Raw genomic sequence first — 21,271 nt, forward strand, 5'->3', positions numbered from 1 at the left:
ACCTATTTCTAGCCAAGTATTCTTTTCCATAAAAAAAAGGGGAGATTTTCACCCCAAATGTTTCACAGAGATATCTATTACTCAATTGAATAATATAATTTAAAACACCCCTCTATAATTTATTCATTAAAACAGTGATTTACGAATTTCTACATTATATGTTATTTTACTAAAGTCAGCAGACTTCAATTTGTAAGTGCTTGTTGCTCCGTCGACTAATTTATACCCTAATTTAATTTGACTTCTATAATTATGGTTAATACCTTTTACAAAACTTGCATCCACATAAAAGTTACCACCACTAAAAACTTTTCCACCTGTAGTATCAATTGTACAAATTGGAGAAAATTCTACACCTCGATTATTCGTGCCTCCAGTAGCGTCGTCATAATAATCATAAATTACACCTAATATTACTTTTACATTAGTAGAAATCCCAGCATCTATATAAACGGCTCCTTTTACATTTATACATGATGACATTTCTACAAATTTATTCTTAAACGCTACTCCGTTTGAGACCGGTGACTGTAAATCTGAAAAATTATACATTATATAATTTTGAAAACTTGATAAATTATTACTTACATAATTGAATTTTGATCGTAATTTATAAACTGAGTCTTTTGATAAAGACAGCCCACTTTTATATATTTCCATTCCTGCAAAGTAGTAACCTGTACCATCTGATCCATTTATGTCAATTAAGGATTTTAATGTTGTAAAATCACTTGGTGGCATACAGTCCTTTAAAATCACACAACCATTTGGATAATGATTAATATCACCACTATCAATTACGATAGGATTTAGAGAACCTGTTTCTGGACCTTCTCCTAAATAAGTTCTCCCTTTTAAAAAGAGTCCTCCATTTCCTGAAGGAGCAGTAATAGGAACGTTTTCTATAATTATTGGATTAACTCCGTAAGCCCATCCTTCGTAATCAATAGTTGTTGTTTTTTCAGGTTGTGCTAAAGGTTCATAAGCTTCTTGATATAAATTAGATATTTTAACCATACCTTTAGTGTGTATCACAATAAAATTATTAAAATTATTTTTATCTGCACCTAAGTAGCCCGTTGCCACATGGATATTTGAAATCGAACACGGCGTACCCCCATAACCAAATCTAATACCAACTCGATTATAAAGTAACTCAACATCATCTGCTTGAAATAAATGACTTGCTGATTTAATGTATATACCATAATGACAGGTAGAGAATGACATATGTTTGCCACCACTTCCTGAACATGAAAAACCTGGTGATTTAAATCCATAATCGTAACCATGGATGTATACATTATAAAAATGAAAATTGTATTCGGCAGAACCGTCATTTTCGGCTCCAAAACAAACTCCTGTTGGAATTTCCGTGTACCCTTCATAAGAATAGAACTTTAAGTCCTCAACATAAAAACAAATTCCTGGAGAAGGATTTCTTCGGTCATATATAAAATCTTGCTTATTTGTCTTAACTGTAGTGGATACACTTTTAAACCAAGATGGCGATAATCCATCATTTTCACCTTTTAATTTTATTGTTATACTGCCTGATATATTAGTGAGGTCTATTGGATTAAAATAATATTCTCCTTTTGGTAAATAAAAAGTAAATTCACCATTTGGGTATTGTGTAATTAAGCTTTTTAGAATCGCTGAATTACTTGCAGCAAATGTACTATTTCCTGATTTCACCCCTAAAGTTTTTAAATTAATAATTAAACTAAATAATTCATTCCGATTTGAAAATAAGATGTTACCATTACTAGATCCAATAAATAATTCATTTGTATCGGTAGTAAAGCCAAATTCACCAACATCCAAAAGCGGTAAATTTGCTTTAAGACCTCTACGAATTTGTATTTTTTGCGCCATTAAAAATTCCCTCCATCTATATTACCTAAAGGTGTGTCGGTAAAATTTCCCCCATCTATCTTCTGATCAAAGTTCACATCAGTAAAACTACCACCATCAATATTGAGGCTAACTGCAAACAAAGTAGTTTTATTACTTAAAAACTTTTGGGAATTTGAAACTAAAAAAGTAGTTTTCTTATTTTCAATTGCTTGTCCAATTTTAAGAAAATAAGTCAATCAACTTTAACCTCCATTCTATGAATATTAATTAAGATATAACATCTTATGAAAAACGCCTCTTAAATGTCTCCGTGAATGACTACTAATATAGAAATAACTAGTTTTACATTTTTTTGGCACAAAAAAATACTAAGATTAGTTCTTAAACCAACGAAAAAGGTCTAGTAGATTAATCTTAGTATTTTTAATAATTTACTCTATTTCCAAAACGCACCCTCAAACTCAACTAAATCGTGATATGGGTACAAAGGTTTCAATAATCTTGCTTTTGTCCATAAATCTGTTGTTTTTTCTAAAGCCGTTAAAGACGATTTATAATTCTCATCAACTGTAATATATTTGACATTACCGAGATGCTGGAGTGAGTACCCAGTTATTTGTTTAAAGAAGGTTTTATTGGCGTAGTCCAATGGGTCACCCTTAACAATGTAATTTGTAAATAGCGGTTTAAACGTTTTTTGGACTTTTTGTGATTTTGCATGAAGTTTTTTCGAACCATCATCTAATAGTACACCTAATGAGTTAAATGTAACGCCCTGTACAAATAGATGATTTTTCAATTTTTTATCATTCTTAAGCTGATAACCCACAAATTGAGCCAAATAACCTCCAAACGAATGACCAGTAACATACACACTTGAATGATTGTTCTCTTTTTTATTTAATATTGTTGTAACCCAGTTATATGCTTGCTGAGCTTGTTGATCTACGACAATTGGTGAACCATTCTCAGGAGTTTCAAATTCAACTAATCTTTGGTAAATATCTTGTATATTAATTTTCTTTAATCCACTAAAAGCAAATAGTAAACTATTATTTTTTTTGTTTTTTAATGCTATTGCAGAAAAACCAATATTACCAGATGTAATGGAAACAAGACTATAATCGCTAAGATTCTTATGAACTTGAGTAAGTAATGGATCAGCAATCCCTTTATGTTCTCTTAAGCTTTTGCCTATTTCTTTACTTAGAAATGCTTCATAAGAAAGCTCAGATGCTGCTAGAAATACGCCATCGGGAAGCTTCTGTAGCTCTCTTTGCTCTTGTTGGCTACATCCGGTGGTCGTTGTAAAAAAAGTAAGTACTGTAACGATAAAAATAACTACACGAAAATTCATTAGTAACCTAACCTCCTTTCGACAGTCTCTTTCTTCATATTATGTCCACGACCATATGACATGTTCATCTTTTCCCCAAAAAAGTAAAAAAATATACATAAAATTATTGACAGTTTTATTTTACAAATGTTATCATATAAATTTTGATATTTCATTTATTAATGTTATACTTAAGTTATAAGAATTTTCGGAGGTGGGTACATTGTTCAAAATTGGCGATCAAATTATTTACCCAATGCAGGGAGCTGCAGTAATTGATTCCATCGAAGAGAAAGTTATACAAGGTGTAACACAACAGTACTACATAATCAACATACCATCCAGCAATTTAAAATTGATGGTCCCTCAAGGGAAGGTGTCAAATACGAAAATTCGTTTAGTCGAAGACAAAGAACATTTAAGTAATGTATTAGATGACTTTTCAAATGGTCTTCCCGACGATTCCTTATCTTGGAAACAAAAATATGATTTAAACATGAAGAAACTAAAGTCTGGCGAATTACTCGCTGGTGCTCAAGTTGTGCGTGATCTAACGCTTCAAGGCAGGGAAAAACCTTTAAACCCTAGTGAAAGAGAAATGCTAGACATGGCTAAACGCATGTTTGTTGGCGAGCTTAGCTTAATTAAAGGCATATCACAGCTTGAAGCAACCGAATTAATTGATTCTGCATTAAAATAAAGATTTTTTAGGAAAAGGAGCTTACTTTAAGCTCTTTTTTTGTTGATTTTCGAACTTATTAGTTACTTTCATGAATACCCAGGAGGACCAACTGATCAAAATAAAGTATGAATATAGTTTCGATTCCACCTTATGTGTTTTCTCGGAAAGATTTTTTTATATTTACCAGTTTTAATTCCATTAGTTAATTTAATACAATTATAATGGAAGATATTAGAAGTTTTAATATTTTTTTCAGATTTACTTTTTTAAATAGTTTATATAAGATTGTGGACATTTTATTTGCAGGCGACGCCATTAACACTTCTCCACAAAAATAAAAAAAGACTGCTAACAAAAATGCTAGCAGCCTTTTATTCACTCAAAAGTGAAATTATAATTTAACTACGTTTTCAGCTTGAGCGCCACGGTTACCTTGAGTGATCTCAAAGCTTACTTTTTGGCCTTCTTCAAGAGATTTGAAACCGTCGCCTTGGATAGCTGAGAAATGTACGAATACATCGTCTCCACCTTCAACAGCGATGAATCCGAAACCTTTTTCTGCGTTAAACCATTTAACTGTACCTGTGTTCATTGTACGAACCTCCATATATACCTGTTTTTTTACACTTAATGAGTATTGTTAAGAAAAAATACACACATTAGAACAGGATGAAAATTCGTCCCTTTTAACACATGAATTGAATTAACCAATTTCTTATTAAGTATGTACCTATAGTAACATAAAATGAAACGAAAAACAAATTGTGCACGAAGAATAATTAAATTTAATAATTTTAATATAAAAAATGCCCTTATTATTTATTTTTCGTTAGCAAGTATTAAACCAACTGGTAAGTTCTTCTTCATAATACTACTAAAGTAACTATTTGGAACTGGTTTGTTTCCTACATAAGGAGAAATTTCAATAGTAAATCCAGGTCGTTTTTTTGCAGCGACATACCAGTCTTTATATCCACCGCCTCCACCTTTTGCGGGAGCGACCAAACTATAACCTGTTTGTTTTGATAATTTTGTAGCAATTGCCTTATCTCTAGCCATTTGAGTCCCTGATTGATTATAATGCCAGAAAATAATATTTCCTGATGAGTGGTATGCAACTGTATTTTTGAATGAATGTTTATTAGTGAAATCATATAAAGCTTTAGCTTCTGGTTCACTTAGAGCCTTCGTACCTTTATAGTTATCAGGTCCAGGCTTTGACTTATTACCAGAAATCGTATTCCACCCAGCTGGGTATTGACGATTTAAATCTACGCCACGTACATTTGCCTTCCAAGCTTTAAAATTCTTGCTACCATTATTTAATTTAATGACCTGATTTGGATTCTTTGCACTGCTCGCACCTTTTTGTACAAGCATTACACCATCAGGATTAACCATTGGTACAAAATAAATAGACGTTTGTGATAATGTTTTTCTTACATCAAAACCAGAAATCTTTGTATTTTTTTCATACGCACTAGCGTACTGATCAAGCATTTCCATTATGACATTTGTTGTCATATGCTCACGAGCATGATGCGAACCATTTATACTAATTTCAGCTTTTCCAGTCCCTAGCTTAATCGCATATAAATTTCTACCATCTACCGATTTACCAATCGTTTCAACTTTAGTAAATCCAGGATACCAAGCATTCAACTCCTGTAAATCCGCTGTCAATTCTTCATATGAGTAATCACCATTTGGGTCAACGTAGTTATATGTTTTTAACGAAATATCCGCTTTAGGGATAAGCCCCTTAAGTCCCCCAACTTTAACGACATAATAAGAGGAATAAGCTGAATCAATTACTATTTTTTGCTTAGCAGGTATGTTAACCATTGTTGGTTTCGGATCACGCGGGGAGACAATTTTAGTATTTCGCACTGCAACACCTACTGTAATTTTGACAGGCTGAGTCACAATATTGATTACAGGCAATGTCCCATTTGGTAAAGGAATTGTTTTATTTTTATCAATATAAGCAGTTTGATTAGAATATTGGATCATTAAATACTGATCCTTCACACCTATTTTACTAAAAACCGTATTTGCTTTTACTGTTCCCCTATTCACTAATTTACCATTTTCACTTAATAATAGAGGTGTATCGTTTGTTACTTTAAAGACTTTCGCCGTAGGGTAGATTTCCCATGGAGTAGCATCTCGGACTGCACTTTTCAAAATAGTCCCAGCATTCCCATTATAAGTAACATAGTAAAGGTCATTTTCCTCTTTATCTACTTTTAACTTAACGTTCGCTGGTATTGTTATTGTAGTTGTTGTGTTAGTTACATCACTGGTTGTTTCTTCAGTTGTTGTGCCACCGGTTGTTCCTCCAGCTCCAGTACTCTGAATGGTCAACTCTGTAGGTTTTAGAGTTACAACCCATTTGTCTGCAGCTTTTGTTTCCGCAAATACATCTTTAAACATACTAAACATAAGTACTAAAACAATTAAACTAATATAACCTTTCTTCAATCCCTTCACCTCTCTAGTTAATCAAAAACAATTGTGTATATGTAAGTAATTGTTTTTTACTCGTAACAGACGAAAAGCTCCCCATTTAGGGAGCTTATTTTAATTGTCTAATATATTAATATATTATTATATTAGCATTTTCATTGCATATTAAAATTGTATTACACACTTACCCATTCCTGTTACGTTTTTTACTTTAAATATAGGTATGTTTTTATCGATTTTAGTTGAAACTGAGGATTTTACATATAAGTGCAATTTATTTTTTGAATATATTTGATTTGATAGTTTTTATTTGCCATTCCAGGATTTTAATTGCGGATTCTCACTTTTTATTGGTGATTTCCGGGTTTTAATTGTGATCCCGACTTTTCATTTTGCGTTCCAGAATTTTAATTGCTTCCCACTCTTTTTGTTATGATTCCAAAATCTTAATTACAACTTAATAGTAACAATCTATATCAACTTTCAATTTTTCCCTTTTCGGCTATGTGTATCGTATTTGTTTAGGGTATAATTACCAATAAGAATGTTTCGAGTAAGGAGGCATCGAATGCTTCAGCGTGATTTAAGTAAAGATATTATTTATGAACTTTCATATTCACTTTTTTCAAAGCTTTCTCCTCAAAATACGAGGGACGCAGAGCTTGTTGAAACTGGCCTGCAGTTGTATCGACTAGGTCAAGTATATAATGTTTCGGTTCGCGAAGGTCGCCTAGTTGGTGTTGTCGAAGAAGGGGACCAAATTCATTTACCAATTCTACATATTGAAAACCATGATCAAAATGGATGTGATTGCTACGAAGCTCCTCCATGCCAACATCAAATTGCACTTCTTTGCTATGCTGCCGCTTCATTTTCTTTAGTCGGAGATATTTTGAGGAAGTTTAAGCAGTCTTCCTTAAAAAGTATCCCGAATATCATGACTGGTCGCCAATTGTTAGATCAAATGAGTATGTTTGAGCAGGATCGACCGAAAGAGACAGTGGAGCTATTTGAGAAAAAGTATAAGGAGTATATAGAACAGCAAAGAACGTCATTTTACCAAGATGTTTATTTTGTATATCCATTATATGAACGGTTTTATCATGGATTATTGAATCAACAACCACGTCAAGAAAAGGAAAAGCTACTATATCAATTACTCGCGTCAATTTTTACAATGAATAAAATGGTCGGACAAATCGAAATTCAAAGCACAGTTTACGACAATGCACATTTACCGCGCGAAATGACAATGCTAGAAAATCAAATTGAGGCAGTAAGTAGACAATTACATAATTTAACTGGGGGTTCCGTGTCTACTCAGTATGAAGAAGTTCTTCGTGAGCAGTTACAGGCTCTGTTATTAGAAAGAAATCTTTGTATAGTTCCACGATATAACTCTTTTCGTCATGTATATAAAGAGCTATTAAATAGTCCAAAGATTTTATATAAGGATTTAGAAACTTTATCAAAGGTTGAGGACAATTATTATGCAGACTTAGGAAAAGCTCATCTATATTATTTATTAAAAGAAGATGAAACAATGCTGTCCATTATAAAACAATACAGCAGTAATGAACGTACTCTTTATTGCTTTACCTACTGGATAGAAAGTCTTCGAAAAAACAATGAAACAGATCGGCTAACATTATTTTTGCCATTGTATTACGAGATGCTTTTACACTTTTTAAAAAATGGCGATGATGAATATGCAAAAACTACTTTTGCGAAACATTTCCTTACTAATTATGAGTACAATAGTTTTTACACAAATGAAACGGCCGGGCTAGAAGTAGTTTATCAAGCATTACTTCCATATAGTGTGATGCAGTACACTGATTATTTAATGCATAATCGAGAATACAAGCGATGGGCTGAGCTACAAATGCACTTATATTCTTACAATCCTGATTACATTGATAAACATGACCTTCAGGAAGTACATAAGTACTCACCTCAATCTGTATTACCTATATACCATCACTTGGTTCTTTATTACATTGAATTAAAAGGCCGAGCAAACTATAAAATAGCAGTTCGATATTTGAAAAAACTAAGAACAAATTATAAAAAATTAAAGCGCATGAATGAGTGGGATGACTATATTCAGTATGTTGAATCTCAATTTATTCGTTTACGTGCACTTCAAGAGGAATTAAAGAAAGGAAAATTAGTCAATGAAGCGACTAGCAAATCTTAGTATTGCCGTAAAATGGGTTGAGCGAAAAGGCTTACTCCTTTATGGAATGCAAAGTCACGGTGTCATTTTACCGGTAACCGCATGGAAGCATCTAGTGTTTCAATGGCATGAACCTTCATATTATGGGACATTATTGCAGCCGACCCGAGTCGGACAGATTGAAGGAATTCTTTTAACTCCAATCGAAGCACTTACTTTTTTTAGAGAACATCAAGAAAACTCATTAGTAGAGATTACTTATTTAGATGAAGCAAATGAGTTTCATTCGGTAATCTCACGTTTATACGATGATTTTAACGAGGGCCACGTTTCTCCAAGCTTTGCTCATTATCAGACTGGCGATGAGCTATGGAAAATTGATGGATTTGAACAATTAGAACCAACTTTACAAGAATTGGTTTCTTCTGCAATTAAACAACAGTTTGAAATAGAAACTTTACAGTCTAAACGCTGGGATATTGCTAGGGGCTTGTATCACAATCCAAGTTATATAAAACAGCAACTCACACATAGTATTGATGAAGACGATTGGCATGTAAAAATCGGGCTAAGAGACGATGATGTTCCATTTTCAATTAGATTAGTACTTGAAGAACCAATGAGTGAGCATGATGACTGGAATTTACGTACGTATTTAATTGATGAGCGAAAAACCATAAAACCTTATGAATATAACGGACATGAATCATTACATAAAAAGCATTCTTCTTATGCTGAGTATTTAGATCGAACATTCCAAGGAGTAGGATTATTAGCACCAAACTTAATCGATGATCATAAGCCAAAAGAAGTTTTAAGCGAACAAGAAGCTTGGACATTTTTAACAGAGGATAGTGAAAAAGTACTTTCCGCAAATATTCAGGTTCTTTTACCAAGCTGGTGGCAAGCTTTAAAACAAAATAAGATGACTTTAAAAGCAAGTGTAAAAGGTAAACCTGCTGGAAACTCATTTTTCAATATGGAAACATTAGTTGACTTTAACTGGCGAATTTCTACAAATGGAATGGAGCTTTCAGAACAACAATTCCAACAATTTGTTGAAAATCAAAGACGTTTAATTCAATTTAACGGTCAATGGATTGCACTTGACCCTGCTTTTATTGCACGTATGAAGAAAATGATGGCAAAGGCTGAAAAGCAAGGACTTAGATTTCACGAAGTTCTTCAACATGAGCTACTACAAGGGACTGAAAAACCTGAGGACGATCACTCACCTTTTGCCGAAGTTGAAATTGAAGTAGATGATGTATTCCGAGAATTAACTAAGCGATTAACCTCCATTTCAGAAGTTCCCGAGCTTAATGTTCCTCATGGTCTACAAGCAACATTACGAGCATATCAGCAAAAAGGATTCGAATGGTTAGTTCATTTGAAAAATATGGGATTTGGCGCACTGCTTGCTGACGATATGGGGCTGGGTAAAACAATTCAATCGATCTCTTATTTAGCTTATCGTAAAGAAAACGAAGAAAAACAAGGAGCATCATTGATTGTTTGCCCTACTTCTGTTATCAACAATTGGAAACGAGAAATTGAATTATTTTACCCTGATTTAACTGTTCATGTTCACTATGGTGGTAACCGTTTAAAAGGTGAAGACTTATTTTCAATAATGAGAGATGTCGATATTGTCATCACCTCCTATGCTTTAAGCGTTTTAGATTATGAAGACCTAAAGCAATATGTTTGGAAAAGTATCATTCTCGATGAAGCTCAAAACATAAAAAATCCAACGACAAAGCAGTCTCGCGCAGTTCGCGGGTTAAAAGCTGAGCACCGGATTGCTCTTACTGGTACTCCAATGGAAAACCGTTTAACGGAGCTTTGGACAATATTTGATTTTATAAATAGAGGCTATCTAGGTTCACTAAACCGTTTCGCTAGCAATTATGTAAACCCTATTGAGAAGGACCGAGATGAAGAAAAGATAAATGCTGTTCATCGTTTAATTTCACCTTTCTTACTAAGACGGACAAAACAAGACGAAGATGTTGCTTTAAATCTTCCACCAAAACAAGAACAAAAGATGCTTTGTCCGTTATCAGTTGAACAAGCAGCATTATACGAGCAAGTTGTCCAAGACAGCCTAAAACAAATCGATACATTAACTGGTATCGAACGCCGAGGCCGCATTTTATGGATGCTAAATAAGTTAAAACAAATCTGTGATCACCCTTCTTTATTCTTAAAGGAATCACAGCTTGTTGAATTCGAAGAGAGATCAAGTAAAGTTGAACGACTATTCGAATTAATAGACCCAATCCTTGAACAAAAAGAAAGCTGTCTAATCTTTACCCAGTATGTGAGAATGGGTGATATGCTTAAAGAGGCAATCCAAGCAAAATTTGGTGAAGAAGTATTATTCTTAAACGGTAGTGTTCCTAAAACTGCCCGGGATAATATGATTTCCCGCTTCCAAAACGGCGATGTAAAAGTGTTTATTCTTTCACTTAAAGCTGGTGGAACAGGATTAAACTTAACAGCTGCAAATCACGTAATGCACTTTGACCGCTGGTGGAATCCAGCAGTTGAAAACCAAGCGACTGACCGAGCATACAGAATCGGCCAAACAAAATTCGTTCAAGTCCACAAATTTGTAACGATCGGAACGCTAGAAGAAAAAATTGATGAAATGCTACAACGGAAACAATCACTTAACGATACAATCATAACGAGCGAACAGTGGATTACAGAATTGTCTATGGATGAGCTTGTTGATTTGTTAGGTGTTTAATATGACGGAAAAATGGGATTATTGTATAGAGATAATCCCATTTTCTATTAAACGGAGGTTTTATTATGGGCACAAATACTGGAAGGAACGTAATTGTCAAAAACCATGATGGAAACTGGAAAAAATTATTCCAAGAAGAAGCTAACCTTATACGTGAAATCTTAAAAGATGAGCTTATTGAAATTCATCACATAGGTAGTACATCAGTTCCAAATTTAAAGGCAAAACCAATTATCGATATGTTACCTGTTGTTAAAAACATAGAAAATATAGACAAGTATAATGATCAATTAGCTGAAATTGGTTATGAGGGACTTGGTGAGTTCGGTCTTCCAGGTAGAAGATACTTCCGAAAAGGTGGCGAGAATCGTACCCATCAAATGCATATGTATCAGTTTGATAATGAAAAAGAAATTGAGCGTCATATTGCGGTTCCTGCTTATTTAAGAGCACATGAGGATGAGATGAAAGCATATGGAGAATTAAAAGCGCAGCTTGCTGAAAAATTTCCAAATGATATTTATGGATATATGGACGGAAAAGATGCTTTTGTGAAGGATTTAGAGCGAAAAGCAATTGAATGGAGAAAAACGATTAAATAAAATATTGAATTAATTATTGGGTCATTATTTATTTCTCCAGTATAGATTTTCTTGGTCGAAAACGTTGTATCATGGAATAATAATAACCCAGTTCTTTTTTCTAAATTACAGTTAATTCTATTTCTACTAAAACCATTCAGACCATCTAGTTTACTATTATTACTTAATGAAAGAAGCCTATTTTCAAAAAATAGGCTTCTTTTTTATTCTATTTATTTAAGTGCAAATGTAAGTTCAGCTTCACAAGCTATTTGTCCGTCAACTGTTGCTACTGCTTTACCTTTACCAATTGGTCCACGCATTTTCACTAGTTCAACCTCTAGTCTTAGTTGATCACCTGGTACTACTTGTCTTTTAAAACGGCAATTATCGATACCAGCAAATAATGCTAGTTTTCCTTTATTTTGCTCAAGGCTTAAAGCCGCAACTCCTCCAACTTGTGCTAGAGCTTCTACAATTAGTACCCCTGGCATTACAGGATAATCAGGGAAATGACCGTTAAAAAACTCTTCGTTAGCAGTTACATTTTTAATACCAATCGCTCGTTTACCTTCTTCGTGCTCAATAATACGATCTACTAATAAAAATGGGTAACGATGAGGAAGAATTTCTTTAATTGCTTTAATATCTAACATTTTATGTAGTCCTCCATTTGTAAAGATTCAATATGTTAATAAAAAAGAAGCAAGTCTTAAGACCAGCTTCTATGCGCTATTAATATAATACTATCTTATTTTGTAAGTTAACGCAAACCAATAATGAAACCGCTCATTTGCTTACCAATATTACTCAAATTACTCTATGAGAGCTAAAACGGTAAGTTTCTTAGTCAATTAAGCCAATCATAGAACCCAATTGTTATCTATTACTTTTAAGCCCCGTTATTTGTGATCACTTTCAAGCTACCTACTATGTTCGACTATTTATATGTTTTATTTACAGAAAATTTATAAAAGTTAGAAATTTTGTAAAGTATTTGACAGACGAAAGGAACCGATTTTTTTATCATTGAGTTAGAACAAGAAAGAGATGCTGCTCTTTAGGACAAAAGTGTGTATCGCCCATTTTGTTTCTCAATGAATCCTTTTTCACACAATTCATTCATTACATAAGACACGCTTACACGTGATGAACCAACTACATAAGCTAGTTCTTGGTGAGTGAATGGAATCGTAATTGTTATACCCTTTGATGTTTCTTTACCGTATGAGGATGCTAATTGGCGCAACATTGTCAAGACACGCTCTCCTACATCTGAAAAACTCATTAACCTCGTTTGAAGAAGTAGAGCTGATTGTTTATTACTTAGCGATCTTAGCGTTTTAAGAATGAGTTCTGGCTCACTCATAACAATATCGCGAAACGTTGTTTTTGGAATTCGAAGGACACGTGCGATTGACGAGGTCGAAGCGTTATATCCATATGCTTCATCTGCCCATACGTTTGATTCTCCAATTATATTACCAGAGCCTACGATATATAAATGGCGCTCAGCTCCATTAGGTGATAACAAGTAAATACGAATTCGCCCTTCAAGGACGAGATAAACAAATGGATGATTTTCATCTTGTTGGAATAATACGACTTCACGTGAGAATGACAGTTCTTTACCTACTTTAAGAAAAGGTGTTGCTGTCCATTCGCCTTGTTCAAACCATAAGGATTGATGATTCATATGTCACCTCAAATTTCTTATGTATCAAATAATGAAAACGCTATCAAAACAATGAAAGGATGAATTAAATATGACTAGTAGCCCATTTTTAGAGAAGCGTTCTCTTTTTCCGACCTTATCTGAAACAATTCATTTATCAAGTTGTTCCCAAAGTGCAATCTCATCACCGGTGAAGGAAAGTATTCAATCTTACCTTACAAGCTGGACCGAAAAAGGTATGGACTGGGAAGGTTGGATGGACAAAGTATATGAAGCAAAAGTCGCCTTTGCTACTTTAATAAATGCTTCTCCTGATGAGATTGCGGTATTATCTAGCGTATCTGATGCCGCTTCATCATTTGCAGCGTCGTTAGATTTTACTGGAAGTCGAAATAAAGTTGTTACAACAGATATTGATTTCCCATGCATTGGTCACGTTTGGCTATCACAAATACCACGTGGCGCAAACGTCACATTTTTAAATGAAAACCTTCATCAAATTCAAATCGAACAATATGAAAAGGCTGTGGATTCAAACACACTTATTACATCTGTCCCACATGTGTCTTATTATAATGGGTTTATTCAGGATATCAAAGCTTTATCAAACATTACCAAAGCGAATGGATCACTACTATTTGTCGATGCCTACCAATCCGCTGGAAGTGTTCCTATCGATGTAAAGGAAATGGGAGTCGATGCACTCGCAACAGGTGCACAAAAGTTTTTACTTGGTATACCTGGAATTAGCTTTTTATATGTAAGAAAAGAGTTAGCAGAGTCTCTCCAACCCCCAACGACTGGTTGGTTTAGTCGAGTAAATCCATTTGCTTTTGATCAGCATCTTCTTGATTATGCGGAAGGGACAAGGAGATTTGATACTGGAACTCCAATGATGATAAACGCTTATGCAGCTGAAGCAGGAATTTCTTTATTAAATCAAATTGGTGTTCCATCTATTCAGGATTATCTATCTTACCTATCTACTGTTGCAATTGAAACAGCGCATTCACTCGGGTTGACCGTTGTTAGCCCAACAGATTTATCAATAAAAGGTAGTAACACTGCCATTCGAGTGCAACAAGCTAATGTCGTTGAGCAATACTTAAAAACAAAAAAAATAATTGTCTCTGCCCGAAATGACGTTTTACGTGTAGCTCCTCATTTCTACAATACAGAAGATGAAGTTGTACGCGCGATTGAGGAAATTGCTTATGCAATTAGGAAAAGCTGACAAAAAACTATATTTCAAAAAATCAATTCTGGTAATTGTCGGAACAATTTTGATCGCACTGACCTATTACTTTTTCCAGGTGCCAAATGGAATTGTGGCTCCTGGACTTGGTGGTATCTGTATGTTGCTTGTTAAATTCATACCTATTCCACTAGGGATTCTTTACTTTTTATTAAACATACCACTATTTTTAATTGGATACCGAGCAGTTGGAGTACCATTTGCATTGCTTAGTTTACTCGGAATGTGTAGTTTATCTTTCTTCTTAACTCTCTTCTCCTCACTACCAGGCCCGCATCTTCCGTTAATAGGATGTATACTCAGTGGGATTTTGTCAGGAATCGGGATTGGGATCGTGATTTTAGCAGGTGGTACAACTGGAGGACTGGATATAGCAAGTGTAGTAATCAATAGAAAATTTCCGAATTTTTCTATTGGAAAAACGATGATGGTTATAAATGGAATTGTCCTTTTGTGTTCCTTATTCGGAGAAGGATTACAGCGAACTTTCCTCACGTTTTTTAGTATGCTGATTGCCGGAAAAAGTGTTGATTGGACGTTATCTTATAGAAAACAATTCAAGAAAGGTGGCGAAACAATATGAATGAAAACAAAACTGTAATTGATCGAGAAGGAGGACTAAGTCGTTCGCTTACAAGTAGACAGCTGACCATGATAGGGATCGGTGGAGCAATTGGTACCGGTTTATTCATGGGAAGTGGCATTGCAATCGGATACGCTGGACCTGGGGTTATTCTAAGTTATATTATTGCAGCATTCATAGCAGTCATAATGATGTTTAGTTTATCTGAAATGGCAGTTGTGCACCCGACAGCCGGTTCATTCGGTACTTATGCAGAGATGTATTTAAATCCTTGGGCAGGTTTCCTAATTCGTTACACATATTGGGCAGCACAAGTAATCGCAATTGGTGGAGAAGCTGTTGCAGTTGGACTGTACATGCAGTATTGGTTCCCAAGTATTCCTGTTTGGTTATGGACACTTGGATTTGGTATTGCTTTAGTGCTTGTGAACAGCAGGTCTGTTTCCAACTTTGGTCAAATCGAGTATTGGTTTGCAATGATTAAAGTCGTTGCTATTGTACTGTTCATAGTTTTTGGTGTTTCGCTCCTATTTGGAATTGGACATTCACACTCTGTAGGATTTCACCATTATACCGATCAGCACGGATTCCTACCTAATGGATTTAAAGGCGTTTGGATGGCAGTACTTATGGCAATCTTTAGTTTTTATGGTGTAGAGATAGTCGCTGTAACAGCAGGGGAATCTAAAGATCCAAAAAAAGCTATTCCTAAAGCAATGAAGAGCATGGTTCTACGTTTGTTTTTATTCTATATTCTATCATTAGGAATCATCGTTGCTGTTATTCCTTGGATGCAAGCAGGTGCCCATGAGGTTTCTGGATCACCGTTTGTAAAAGTCTTTGAGAGTTCTGGTGTGAGATATGCGGCTGGCATTATGAATTTTGTTATCTTAACCGCTGCACTATCCAGTATGAATACTAATTTATACTTAACATCACGTATGTTGTTCTCCTTATCTCGTGGAGATTATGCTCCAAAATCATTCGGTAAATTATCTAAAAATGGTACGCCAGTAACGGCAATTTTCATTTCAAGTGCAGGTGTATTAATCGCAACTGTATTGTCTATGTACTACCCAGATACATTTAACAAACTATTTGGTATCTCAATCTTTGGTGGAATTTTAGTATGGCTTATGATTTTAATTAGTCATCTTCGTTTTAGAAAAACCGTTCACCTTCATTATAACGAGCCTTTACCAGTTAAAGCACCGCTCTTTCCATTTCTTCAATGGATCGGAATACTACTACTAAGTGGTATCTTAGTTACAATGGCATTTTCACCGGATTGGAACTCCGCTTGGAAAATTGGTGTTCCATGGGTCATATTAGTATCAATTGGCTATTGGATCCAAAAAAGACGCAAATCCATTTTATACAAACATAATTCAAATAATAAATCAGCACTTTAATTATTTAGCTCGAATTTTTTAAAGATTGTTAGTTTAAAAATACAAACAAAAAGACAGGTATAAAAGAGGTAAATGCCTTTTATATCTGTCTCTTTTTATTCTTTTGGATCAATTAACTACCCTTTTATTTATTCTAAATTTCCAGATAAAAGCTCTTAGACTTTTCTTGAAGTTTTCCTAACTTTTCGTATAATCACTGCCATCATATACCAAAATAATAGTAATTAGTCATTATAAATGGGGTGCGGGCATTGAAAGTATTTTGGGTTTTTCTTTGTTTATTTATTCTAGAGATGTGCTTATTGGAAGGGATTGACTTATATAATGGGGATCAGTTTCCTCACTTACTAACGAATATAAAGCTTAGCAAAACTGAACTAGTTGGTGAAGATTATGTATTAATTTTCTTTTTTACCGTACCATTCGGCGTTGCCAAAATCGTCCTATCGTATATGAAGAAACTAAAAAAGAAACGAAATCAAGAACAAAATCAAAATAGTTCTAATTAATACGAAAGAGAATGCAGTTAAGGCTTCTATTCTGCATTCTCTTTCGTTTTTGTTTTTGCTTTTTTTTGGATGACTGCTATGACCAACAGAACAGTAGGAATAACGATTTGTAAGGGTATATGTAAATAGTAAGGTACAATGTCAAACCCTTCTTTATAGTGCTCTAAATAATCAGGTGCCATCCAAACGGAACAAATTACTATGATTACTGCAATTGGATATGTAAGTGTATCTGATTGTTTCACTTTAAATAAATCTGCCGCTCCAATGATTGCACAAAAGAAAAAAACCGTTATCTTAATAAATCCCCCTACAACAATAACAATGACGACGACTGAATCGAGTCTTTGAATAAAATCAGCAATATTGATGTAACTAATTGCAGTTAAGATCGGATAAGTAGCTCTGACCACCGTATTTGCTCCTAAAATACAAATATTAAGCATTGTTACTACTGTTAAAAGCAAACCTGCAAACATTAATCCAGGAATGCCGACCTTCCATGCATAATCCGGTTTCTTTAAATAAGGTAAAATCATTGTAAATACAATCATTTCACCAAATGGAAATGTAACAGTCAAAGGGTATGCTTCTTTTATTACGGTTTTCCAACCCGTCTCTAGTACAGGTCTTAGATTATCAGATTTTATTAGTCCTGCAATTACTTCAAAACCAATTATTGATACGATTATAAAGATGATTACGAAAAATAGAAACTCACATACTCTACCGAATACTTCAAAGCCTTTAAAGACAGCATACATACATAAAAACATAAATAAAATACCGATTGAAAAAAGAGAGGACGCGTTGTAAAGTGTAATCACTAATAATTCTTCAAAGTCTCTAAGAACTCGTGCTCCAATATAAATAAAATAGAGAATATAAACCATCGCTAGTAATTTGCCTGCAAACTTCCCTAAAATAGATTCAATATATCTCGTAAATGGTAACTCGGGATACAGATCAAATAATTTAATGTAAACACAAAATAGTAAGCATCCAGTAACCAAAGCTATTAAAACACTAATCCAAGCATCCTGCATTGCACCAGATGCAAGCCCTACTAATGTAGCGCTCCCCATTTCAAATAAAAATATAATACTAAAGAATTGGTAGGCACCAATTGATAATTTTCGATTCATTAGCATTCCCTTCTTTTCTAAAATGGATAAGCTTTTTTTCTCATACCTACATTATTTATTTGGACATCAACATCAATTTTCACTTTAGCTTTTTGAAATTGGTCATTCCAATTTTTCTCATACTTTTTAAAAACCTTTGGATCTGATAAATGTAGTTTATCGCCAAACCCAAAAATATCTGCACCATATCCTTGTGCTTTTTTAATTCCTTCCTCTAGGGTTTGCTTTACCGCTTTCTCACTTAATAATTCATATTTTTTTAGTGTTTTCGCTTGATCAAAATTGTCATTACAAAGTACTTCATCAATAACGGCAATAGCTTTTACATTTATGCTAATTCTTGGTATCTTATTTTTCATTTTAATCTTCGTGTCGGTTTTCAAACGTGTAATCTCCATTGAATCAAATTCTGTTTTGCTGCATTTTATTTGTACATTTGTTTCTTTTATTGCATTATCAATTATTTGTACTGATTTTGCCGGTGGGCCATCTAACCACCCTACCAGCCTTCCTTTTTTAATAACGCCTAGCCCTTCAATTTTGTTATAGGATGATTTCACACTTGAAAAATTATCAAGTGTTTCAGAAGTCTTGGTTTCATTTTCTAAAATGGCACCATTAACGACCGGTTCTCTACCACTACTTGAAAGTGCCGATATTACTTGACGCATTTGTATTTCTTGATTTTCTCCTAGTAGTGAAGACGTATTTTTAATTTTCCCTACCATTGACTTAGCCGGTAATTTATCAAGTGCTGGCAAGTTATTCATTACATGATAAACACTGTCGTTCCTTGCAATAACAACTGGAATATTAACACGTATTTTGGAATCCCGCTCAAACACATCAAATATATAGTTCAACGTTTTTTCCTTTGCTAATTTTTCACCAATAACAACAAGTGCTACATGAGAGTATATATTTGAACGAGAAACACTTTTTGTAATATTTCGCGCCGCTTCTGAAATCGTTCTACCTTTTTGTTCTAGGGCAATAACTGGTGTACCTATTGAACCAGTAACACTGGCAATTGCACTCGGATTAATGATTTGAAGAACCATATTGTATTGATTATCTTTAGGTATATAATCGACACCCATAGCTACCACGATCGATACACTGTTTAATTCTTTATAATTAGAACAACTCACCAAAAGTAAACTTGTAATTAGAATTAAGATCATACATTTTCTCTTCATACTTATTCTCCAGTACTTTGTTCTTTAACGGTTTTTGGGTTTCCTTGACCAGGTACAACTAAAATAGTATCTTTTTGACTTTTTATACGGAATGGACCAAATGGTGCAAAATATGGCTCTCCAAAAGATCGTAGGCTACACATATGTAATAATATAATTAAACCGCCAATCAACATTCCAAATAAACCAATATAAGCTGCTGCCAATAATAATATAAACCGAAGAATCCTAGCGGCTGTTGACATATTATAATAAGGGATCGTAAAGCTAGCAATCGCAGTAATTGATACGATGATTACCATTGACGCAGATACAAATCCTGCTTGTACAGCTGCTTGCCCCAAGATTAAGGCTCCAACAATTGAAAGCGCCTGCCCAACCGCTCTTGGCATTCGAATTCCGGCTTCCCGTAATACTTCAAAAATTAGTTCCATTCCAAGGGCTTCAACAATCGCTGGCAAAGGCACACCTTCACGTTGAGCCGCTAAGCTTACTAATAAAACCGTTGGAACTACTGCTTGATGAAATGATGTAATTGCAATGAAAATTCCAGGTGCAAACAAAGCAGTCCAAAAGGACATATAACGTAGCAACCTTAAAAAAGTACCAATATATGAGCTTTGATAATAATCCTCTGGAGATTGAAAAAACTGTGTAAATGTAGCTGGTAAAATTAAGACAAATGGTGTACCAGCTATAAAAATTGAAACACGTCCTTCCAGTAAGTTACCTACTACAGCATCAGGTCTCTCTGAGTTAATCATTGTAGGGAAAATAGTCTTTTGATCGTTTTGAATATAGTTTTCAATATAGCTGGATTCTAAGATTTCATCTGCATTAATAGCCTCTAAACGATGTTTTACTTCCCTTAATAACTCTTCATCTACAACACCTTTTATATACATTATTTCTACATCAGTTCTCGTTACTTCACCTATTTTCATTGACTCGATTCGCAGCGCTGGGTGTTGAATTCTATTACGAATTAGAGAAGTATTTGTACGTAAGCTTTCTGTAAAGCTATCCTTTGGTCCTCTGATTACAGTTTGTGTTGAAGGCTCTGATATACTTCTAGATTGCACCATTTTTGTACATGCAACTAAGAAATTACTATCATGGTCTAAAAGAACAACGGTATCTCCAATTAGTAATGCCGATAGGAGATTTGTATAGCTTGATTGTGATTTTAAACTTGAAACGGCGATTACGCTTTTTAAGCCATTCTCTAAATCTGTTAATGACAGCGTTGTTTCTTTTTCTGCATTAATTTTAACGATTTTATTAATGATTCCATCATTCACTAATTTCTCATTTGAAATTCCGTCAATATGAATCACAGCAAAAGAATACTGCATGCCTTCCCCAAGTGTTTCATGACGAATCACAAGGTCGGAGCTATCTCCAAAATCATCTTTTATTCTTTTTATATTCTCTAAAATGTCCTTACTTAAAGAACGGGATATATTATTTTGAAATGGAATTTTTTTACTTGTAGCTGCACTATTGGTTTCTTTATAGTTAAACACTTTTTCCACCACCCTATAATCATGGCTTATTATTCTTATACTTTTTCCAAAATATTTCATTTAATGTATTGTTTTCTAAGTGGATTATTTTGCACATAAAAAAAA

The 21,271-nt window shown here is 34.2% G+C and carries 18 protein-coding genes; 8 read left to right on the top strand and 10 right to left on the bottom strand.

Translation table 11 applies throughout. From position 1 onward, the window contains the following. Nucleotides 1-126: 126 nt before the first annotated feature. The 3 genes from COJ46_RS07790 to COJ46_RS07800 all read right to left on the bottom strand — a co-directional run bounded on the left by COJ46_RS07790 (nucleotide 127) and on the right by COJ46_RS07800 (nucleotide 3,217). On the bottom strand, nucleotides 127-1,878 hold the full coding sequence (locus COJ46_RS07790; protein ID WP_097974956.1) for a hyaluronate lyase N-terminal domain-containing protein: 1,752 nt from the start codon (nucleotides 1,876-1,878) through the stop codon (nucleotides 127-129). Next, a complete protein-coding gene (locus COJ46_RS07795; RefSeq protein WP_097974954.1) occupies nucleotides 1,878-2,096 on the bottom strand; it encodes a hypothetical protein in 219 nt (72 codons plus the stop codon). Before COJ46_RS07795 ends, COJ46_RS07790 begins: the two co-directional genes overlap by 1 nt. A 200-nt stretch (nucleotides 2,097-2,296) precedes the next feature. Further along, entirely contained in the window at nucleotides 2,297-3,217 is a 921-nt protein-coding gene (locus tag COJ46_RS07800; RefSeq protein ID WP_097974952.1) for a lipase family protein, read from the bottom strand. 193 nt (nucleotides 3,218-3,410) lie between these two features. Between COJ46_RS07800 and COJ46_RS07805 the strand changes: the two genes are divergently transcribed. Further along, nucleotides 3,411-3,896 (top strand): CarD family transcriptional regulator, encoded by a 486-nt coding sequence (locus COJ46_RS07805; RefSeq protein ID WP_286133493.1) that lies wholly within the window; start codon nucleotides 3,411-3,413, stop codon nucleotides 3,894-3,896. A gap of 373 nt (nucleotides 3,897-4,269) precedes the next feature. On the opposite strand, the gene cspD is transcribed toward COJ46_RS07805, so the two are convergent. After that, nucleotides 4,270-4,470: a cold-shock protein CspD gene (gene cspD / locus COJ46_RS07810; RefSeq protein ID WP_025568675.1), complete on the bottom strand. Its 201-nt coding sequence runs from the start codon at nucleotides 4,468-4,470 to the stop codon at nucleotides 4,270-4,272. Between the two features lie 227 nt (nucleotides 4,471-4,697). Next, the gene (locus tag COJ46_RS07815; protein ID WP_098565818.1) at nucleotides 4,698-6,362 is read right to left on the bottom strand and encodes a M14 family metallopeptidase; all 1,665 of its coding nucleotides are present in this window, start codon (nucleotides 6,360-6,362) and stop codon (nucleotides 4,698-4,700) included. Nucleotides 6,363-6,915: 553 nt separating this feature from the next. Between COJ46_RS07815 and COJ46_RS07820 the strand changes: the two genes are divergently transcribed. From COJ46_RS07820 to COJ46_RS07830, 3 genes are all read left to right on the top strand, one after another. Further along, on the top strand, nucleotides 6,916-8,547 hold the full coding sequence (locus tag COJ46_RS07820; protein ID WP_097974948.1) for a hypothetical protein: 1,632 nt from the start codon (nucleotides 6,916-6,918) through the stop codon (nucleotides 8,545-8,547). Then, nucleotides 8,525-11,281, top strand: coding sequence for a DEAD/DEAH box helicase (locus COJ46_RS07825; RefSeq protein ID WP_097974946.1), 2,757 nt, complete (start codon nucleotides 8,525-8,527; stop codon nucleotides 11,279-11,281). Before COJ46_RS07820 ends, COJ46_RS07825 begins: the two co-directional genes overlap by 23 nt. 65 nt (nucleotides 11,282-11,346) lie before the next feature. Beyond that, nucleotides 11,347-11,883: a GrpB family protein gene (locus tag COJ46_RS07830; protein WP_097974944.1), complete on the top strand. Its 537-nt coding sequence runs from the start codon at nucleotides 11,347-11,349 to the stop codon at nucleotides 11,881-11,883. Nucleotides 11,884-12,095: 212 nt separating this feature from the next. Here the strand turns inward: COJ46_RS07830 and fabZ are convergent, their stop codons facing one another. Beyond that, nucleotides 12,096-12,518 (bottom strand): 3-hydroxyacyl-ACP dehydratase FabZ, encoded by a 423-nt coding sequence (fabZ, locus tag COJ46_RS07835; RefSeq protein WP_056469377.1) that lies wholly within the window; start codon nucleotides 12,516-12,518, stop codon nucleotides 12,096-12,098. 404 nt (nucleotides 12,519-12,922) lie between these two features. Then, complete coding sequence (locus COJ46_RS07840) at nucleotides 12,923-13,558, bottom strand: Crp/Fnr family transcriptional regulator (RefSeq protein ID WP_097974942.1); 636 nt, start codon at nucleotides 13,556-13,558, stop codon at nucleotides 12,923-12,925. Between the two features lie 70 nt (nucleotides 13,559-13,628). Between COJ46_RS07840 and COJ46_RS07845 the strand changes: the two genes are divergently transcribed. The 4 genes from COJ46_RS07845 to COJ46_RS07860 all read left to right on the top strand — a co-directional run bounded on the left by COJ46_RS07845 (nucleotide 13,629) and on the right by COJ46_RS07860 (nucleotide 17,296). Beyond that, the gene (locus COJ46_RS07845; protein WP_097974940.1) at nucleotides 13,629-14,771 is read left to right on the top strand and encodes an aminotransferase class V-fold PLP-dependent enzyme; all 1,143 of its coding nucleotides are present in this window, start codon (nucleotides 13,629-13,631) and stop codon (nucleotides 14,769-14,771) included. Next, nucleotides 14,752-15,375: a YitT family protein gene (locus COJ46_RS07850; RefSeq protein WP_176522485.1), complete on the top strand. Its 624-nt coding sequence runs from the start codon at nucleotides 14,752-14,754 to the stop codon at nucleotides 15,373-15,375. The genes COJ46_RS07845 and COJ46_RS07850 overlap by 20 nt, the downstream gene beginning before the upstream one ends. Next, a complete protein-coding gene (locus COJ46_RS07855; RefSeq protein ID WP_097974937.1) occupies nucleotides 15,372-16,787 on the top strand; it encodes an amino acid permease in 1,416 nt (471 codons plus the stop codon). Before COJ46_RS07850 ends, COJ46_RS07855 begins: the two co-directional genes overlap by 4 nt. A 251-nt stretch (nucleotides 16,788-17,038) precedes the next feature. Next, the gene (locus COJ46_RS07860) at nucleotides 17,039-17,296 is read left to right on the top strand and encodes a hypothetical protein (protein ID WP_097974935.1); all 258 of its coding nucleotides are present in this window, start codon (nucleotides 17,039-17,041) and stop codon (nucleotides 17,294-17,296) included. A 26-nt stretch (nucleotides 17,297-17,322) separates the two neighbouring features. Here the strand turns inward: COJ46_RS07860 and COJ46_RS07865 are convergent, their stop codons facing one another. The 3 genes from COJ46_RS07865 to COJ46_RS07875 are packed head-to-tail and all read right to left on the bottom strand — an operon-like array spanning nucleotide 17,323 to nucleotide 21,166. Then, nucleotides 17,323-18,441, bottom strand: coding sequence for a GerAB/ArcD/ProY family transporter (locus COJ46_RS07865; RefSeq protein ID WP_176522484.1), 1,119 nt, complete (start codon nucleotides 18,439-18,441; stop codon nucleotides 17,323-17,325). A 17-nt stretch (nucleotides 18,442-18,458) separates the two neighbouring features. Continuing rightward, nucleotides 18,459-19,640 (bottom strand): Ger(x)C family spore germination protein, encoded by a 1,182-nt coding sequence (locus tag COJ46_RS07870; protein WP_097974931.1) that lies wholly within the window; start codon nucleotides 19,638-19,640, stop codon nucleotides 18,459-18,461. A gap of 2 nt (nucleotides 19,641-19,642) precedes the next feature. Next, nucleotides 19,643-21,166, bottom strand: coding sequence for a spore germination protein (locus tag COJ46_RS07875; RefSeq protein WP_286133492.1), 1,524 nt, complete (start codon nucleotides 21,164-21,166; stop codon nucleotides 19,643-19,645). Nucleotides 21,167-21,271 lie beyond the last annotated feature (105 nt).

The organism is Bacillus sp. AFS077874 (assembly GCF_002566505.1).
Lineage (GTDB): Bacteria > Bacillota > Bacilli > Bacillales > Bacillaceae_G > Gottfriedia.

Excerpts from the sequence above, each read along its gene's own strand:
- COJ46_RS07790 (WP_097974956.1), bottom strand. The coding sequence starts at position 1,878 with ATGGCGCAAAAAATACAAATTCGTAGAGGTCTTAAAGCAAATTTACCG.
- COJ46_RS07800 (WP_097974952.1), bottom strand. The coding sequence starts at position 3,217 with ATGAATTTTCGTGTAGTTATTTTTATCGTTACAGTACTTACTTTTTTT.
- cspD (WP_025568675.1), bottom strand. The coding sequence starts at position 4,470 with ATGAACACAGGTACAGTTAAATGGTTTAACGCAGAAAAAGGTTTCGGA.
- COJ46_RS07820 (WP_097974948.1), top strand. The coding sequence starts at position 6,916 with ATGCTTCAGCGTGATTTAAGTAAAGATATTATTTATGAACTTTCATAT.
- COJ46_RS07825 (WP_097974946.1), top strand. The coding sequence starts at position 8,525 with ATGAAGCGACTAGCAAATCTTAGTATTGCCGTAAAATGGGTTGAGCGA.
- COJ46_RS07830 (WP_097974944.1), top strand. The coding sequence starts at position 11,347 with ATGGGCACAAATACTGGAAGGAACGTAATTGTCAAAAACCATGATGGA.
- fabZ (WP_056469377.1), bottom strand. The coding sequence starts at position 12,518 with ATGTTAGATATTAAAGCAATTAAAGAAATTCTTCCTCATCGTTACCCA.
- COJ46_RS07840 (WP_097974942.1), bottom strand. The coding sequence starts at position 13,558 with ATGAATCATCAATCCTTATGGTTTGAACAAGGCGAATGGACAGCAACA.
- COJ46_RS07845 (WP_097974940.1), top strand. The coding sequence starts at position 13,629 with ATGACTAGTAGCCCATTTTTAGAGAAGCGTTCTCTTTTTCCGACCTTA.
- COJ46_RS07850 (WP_176522485.1), top strand. The coding sequence starts at position 14,752 with ATGCAATTAGGAAAAGCTGACAAAAAACTATATTTCAAAAAATCAATT.
- COJ46_RS07855 (WP_097974937.1), top strand. The coding sequence starts at position 15,372 with ATGAATGAAAACAAAACTGTAATTGATCGAGAAGGAGGACTAAGTCGT.
- COJ46_RS07865 (WP_176522484.1), bottom strand. The coding sequence starts at position 18,441 with ATGAATCGAAAATTATCAATTGGTGCCTACCAATTCTTTAGTATTATA.
- COJ46_RS07870 (WP_097974931.1), bottom strand. The coding sequence starts at position 19,640 with ATGAAGAGAAAATGTATGATCTTAATTCTAATTACAAGTTTACTTTTG.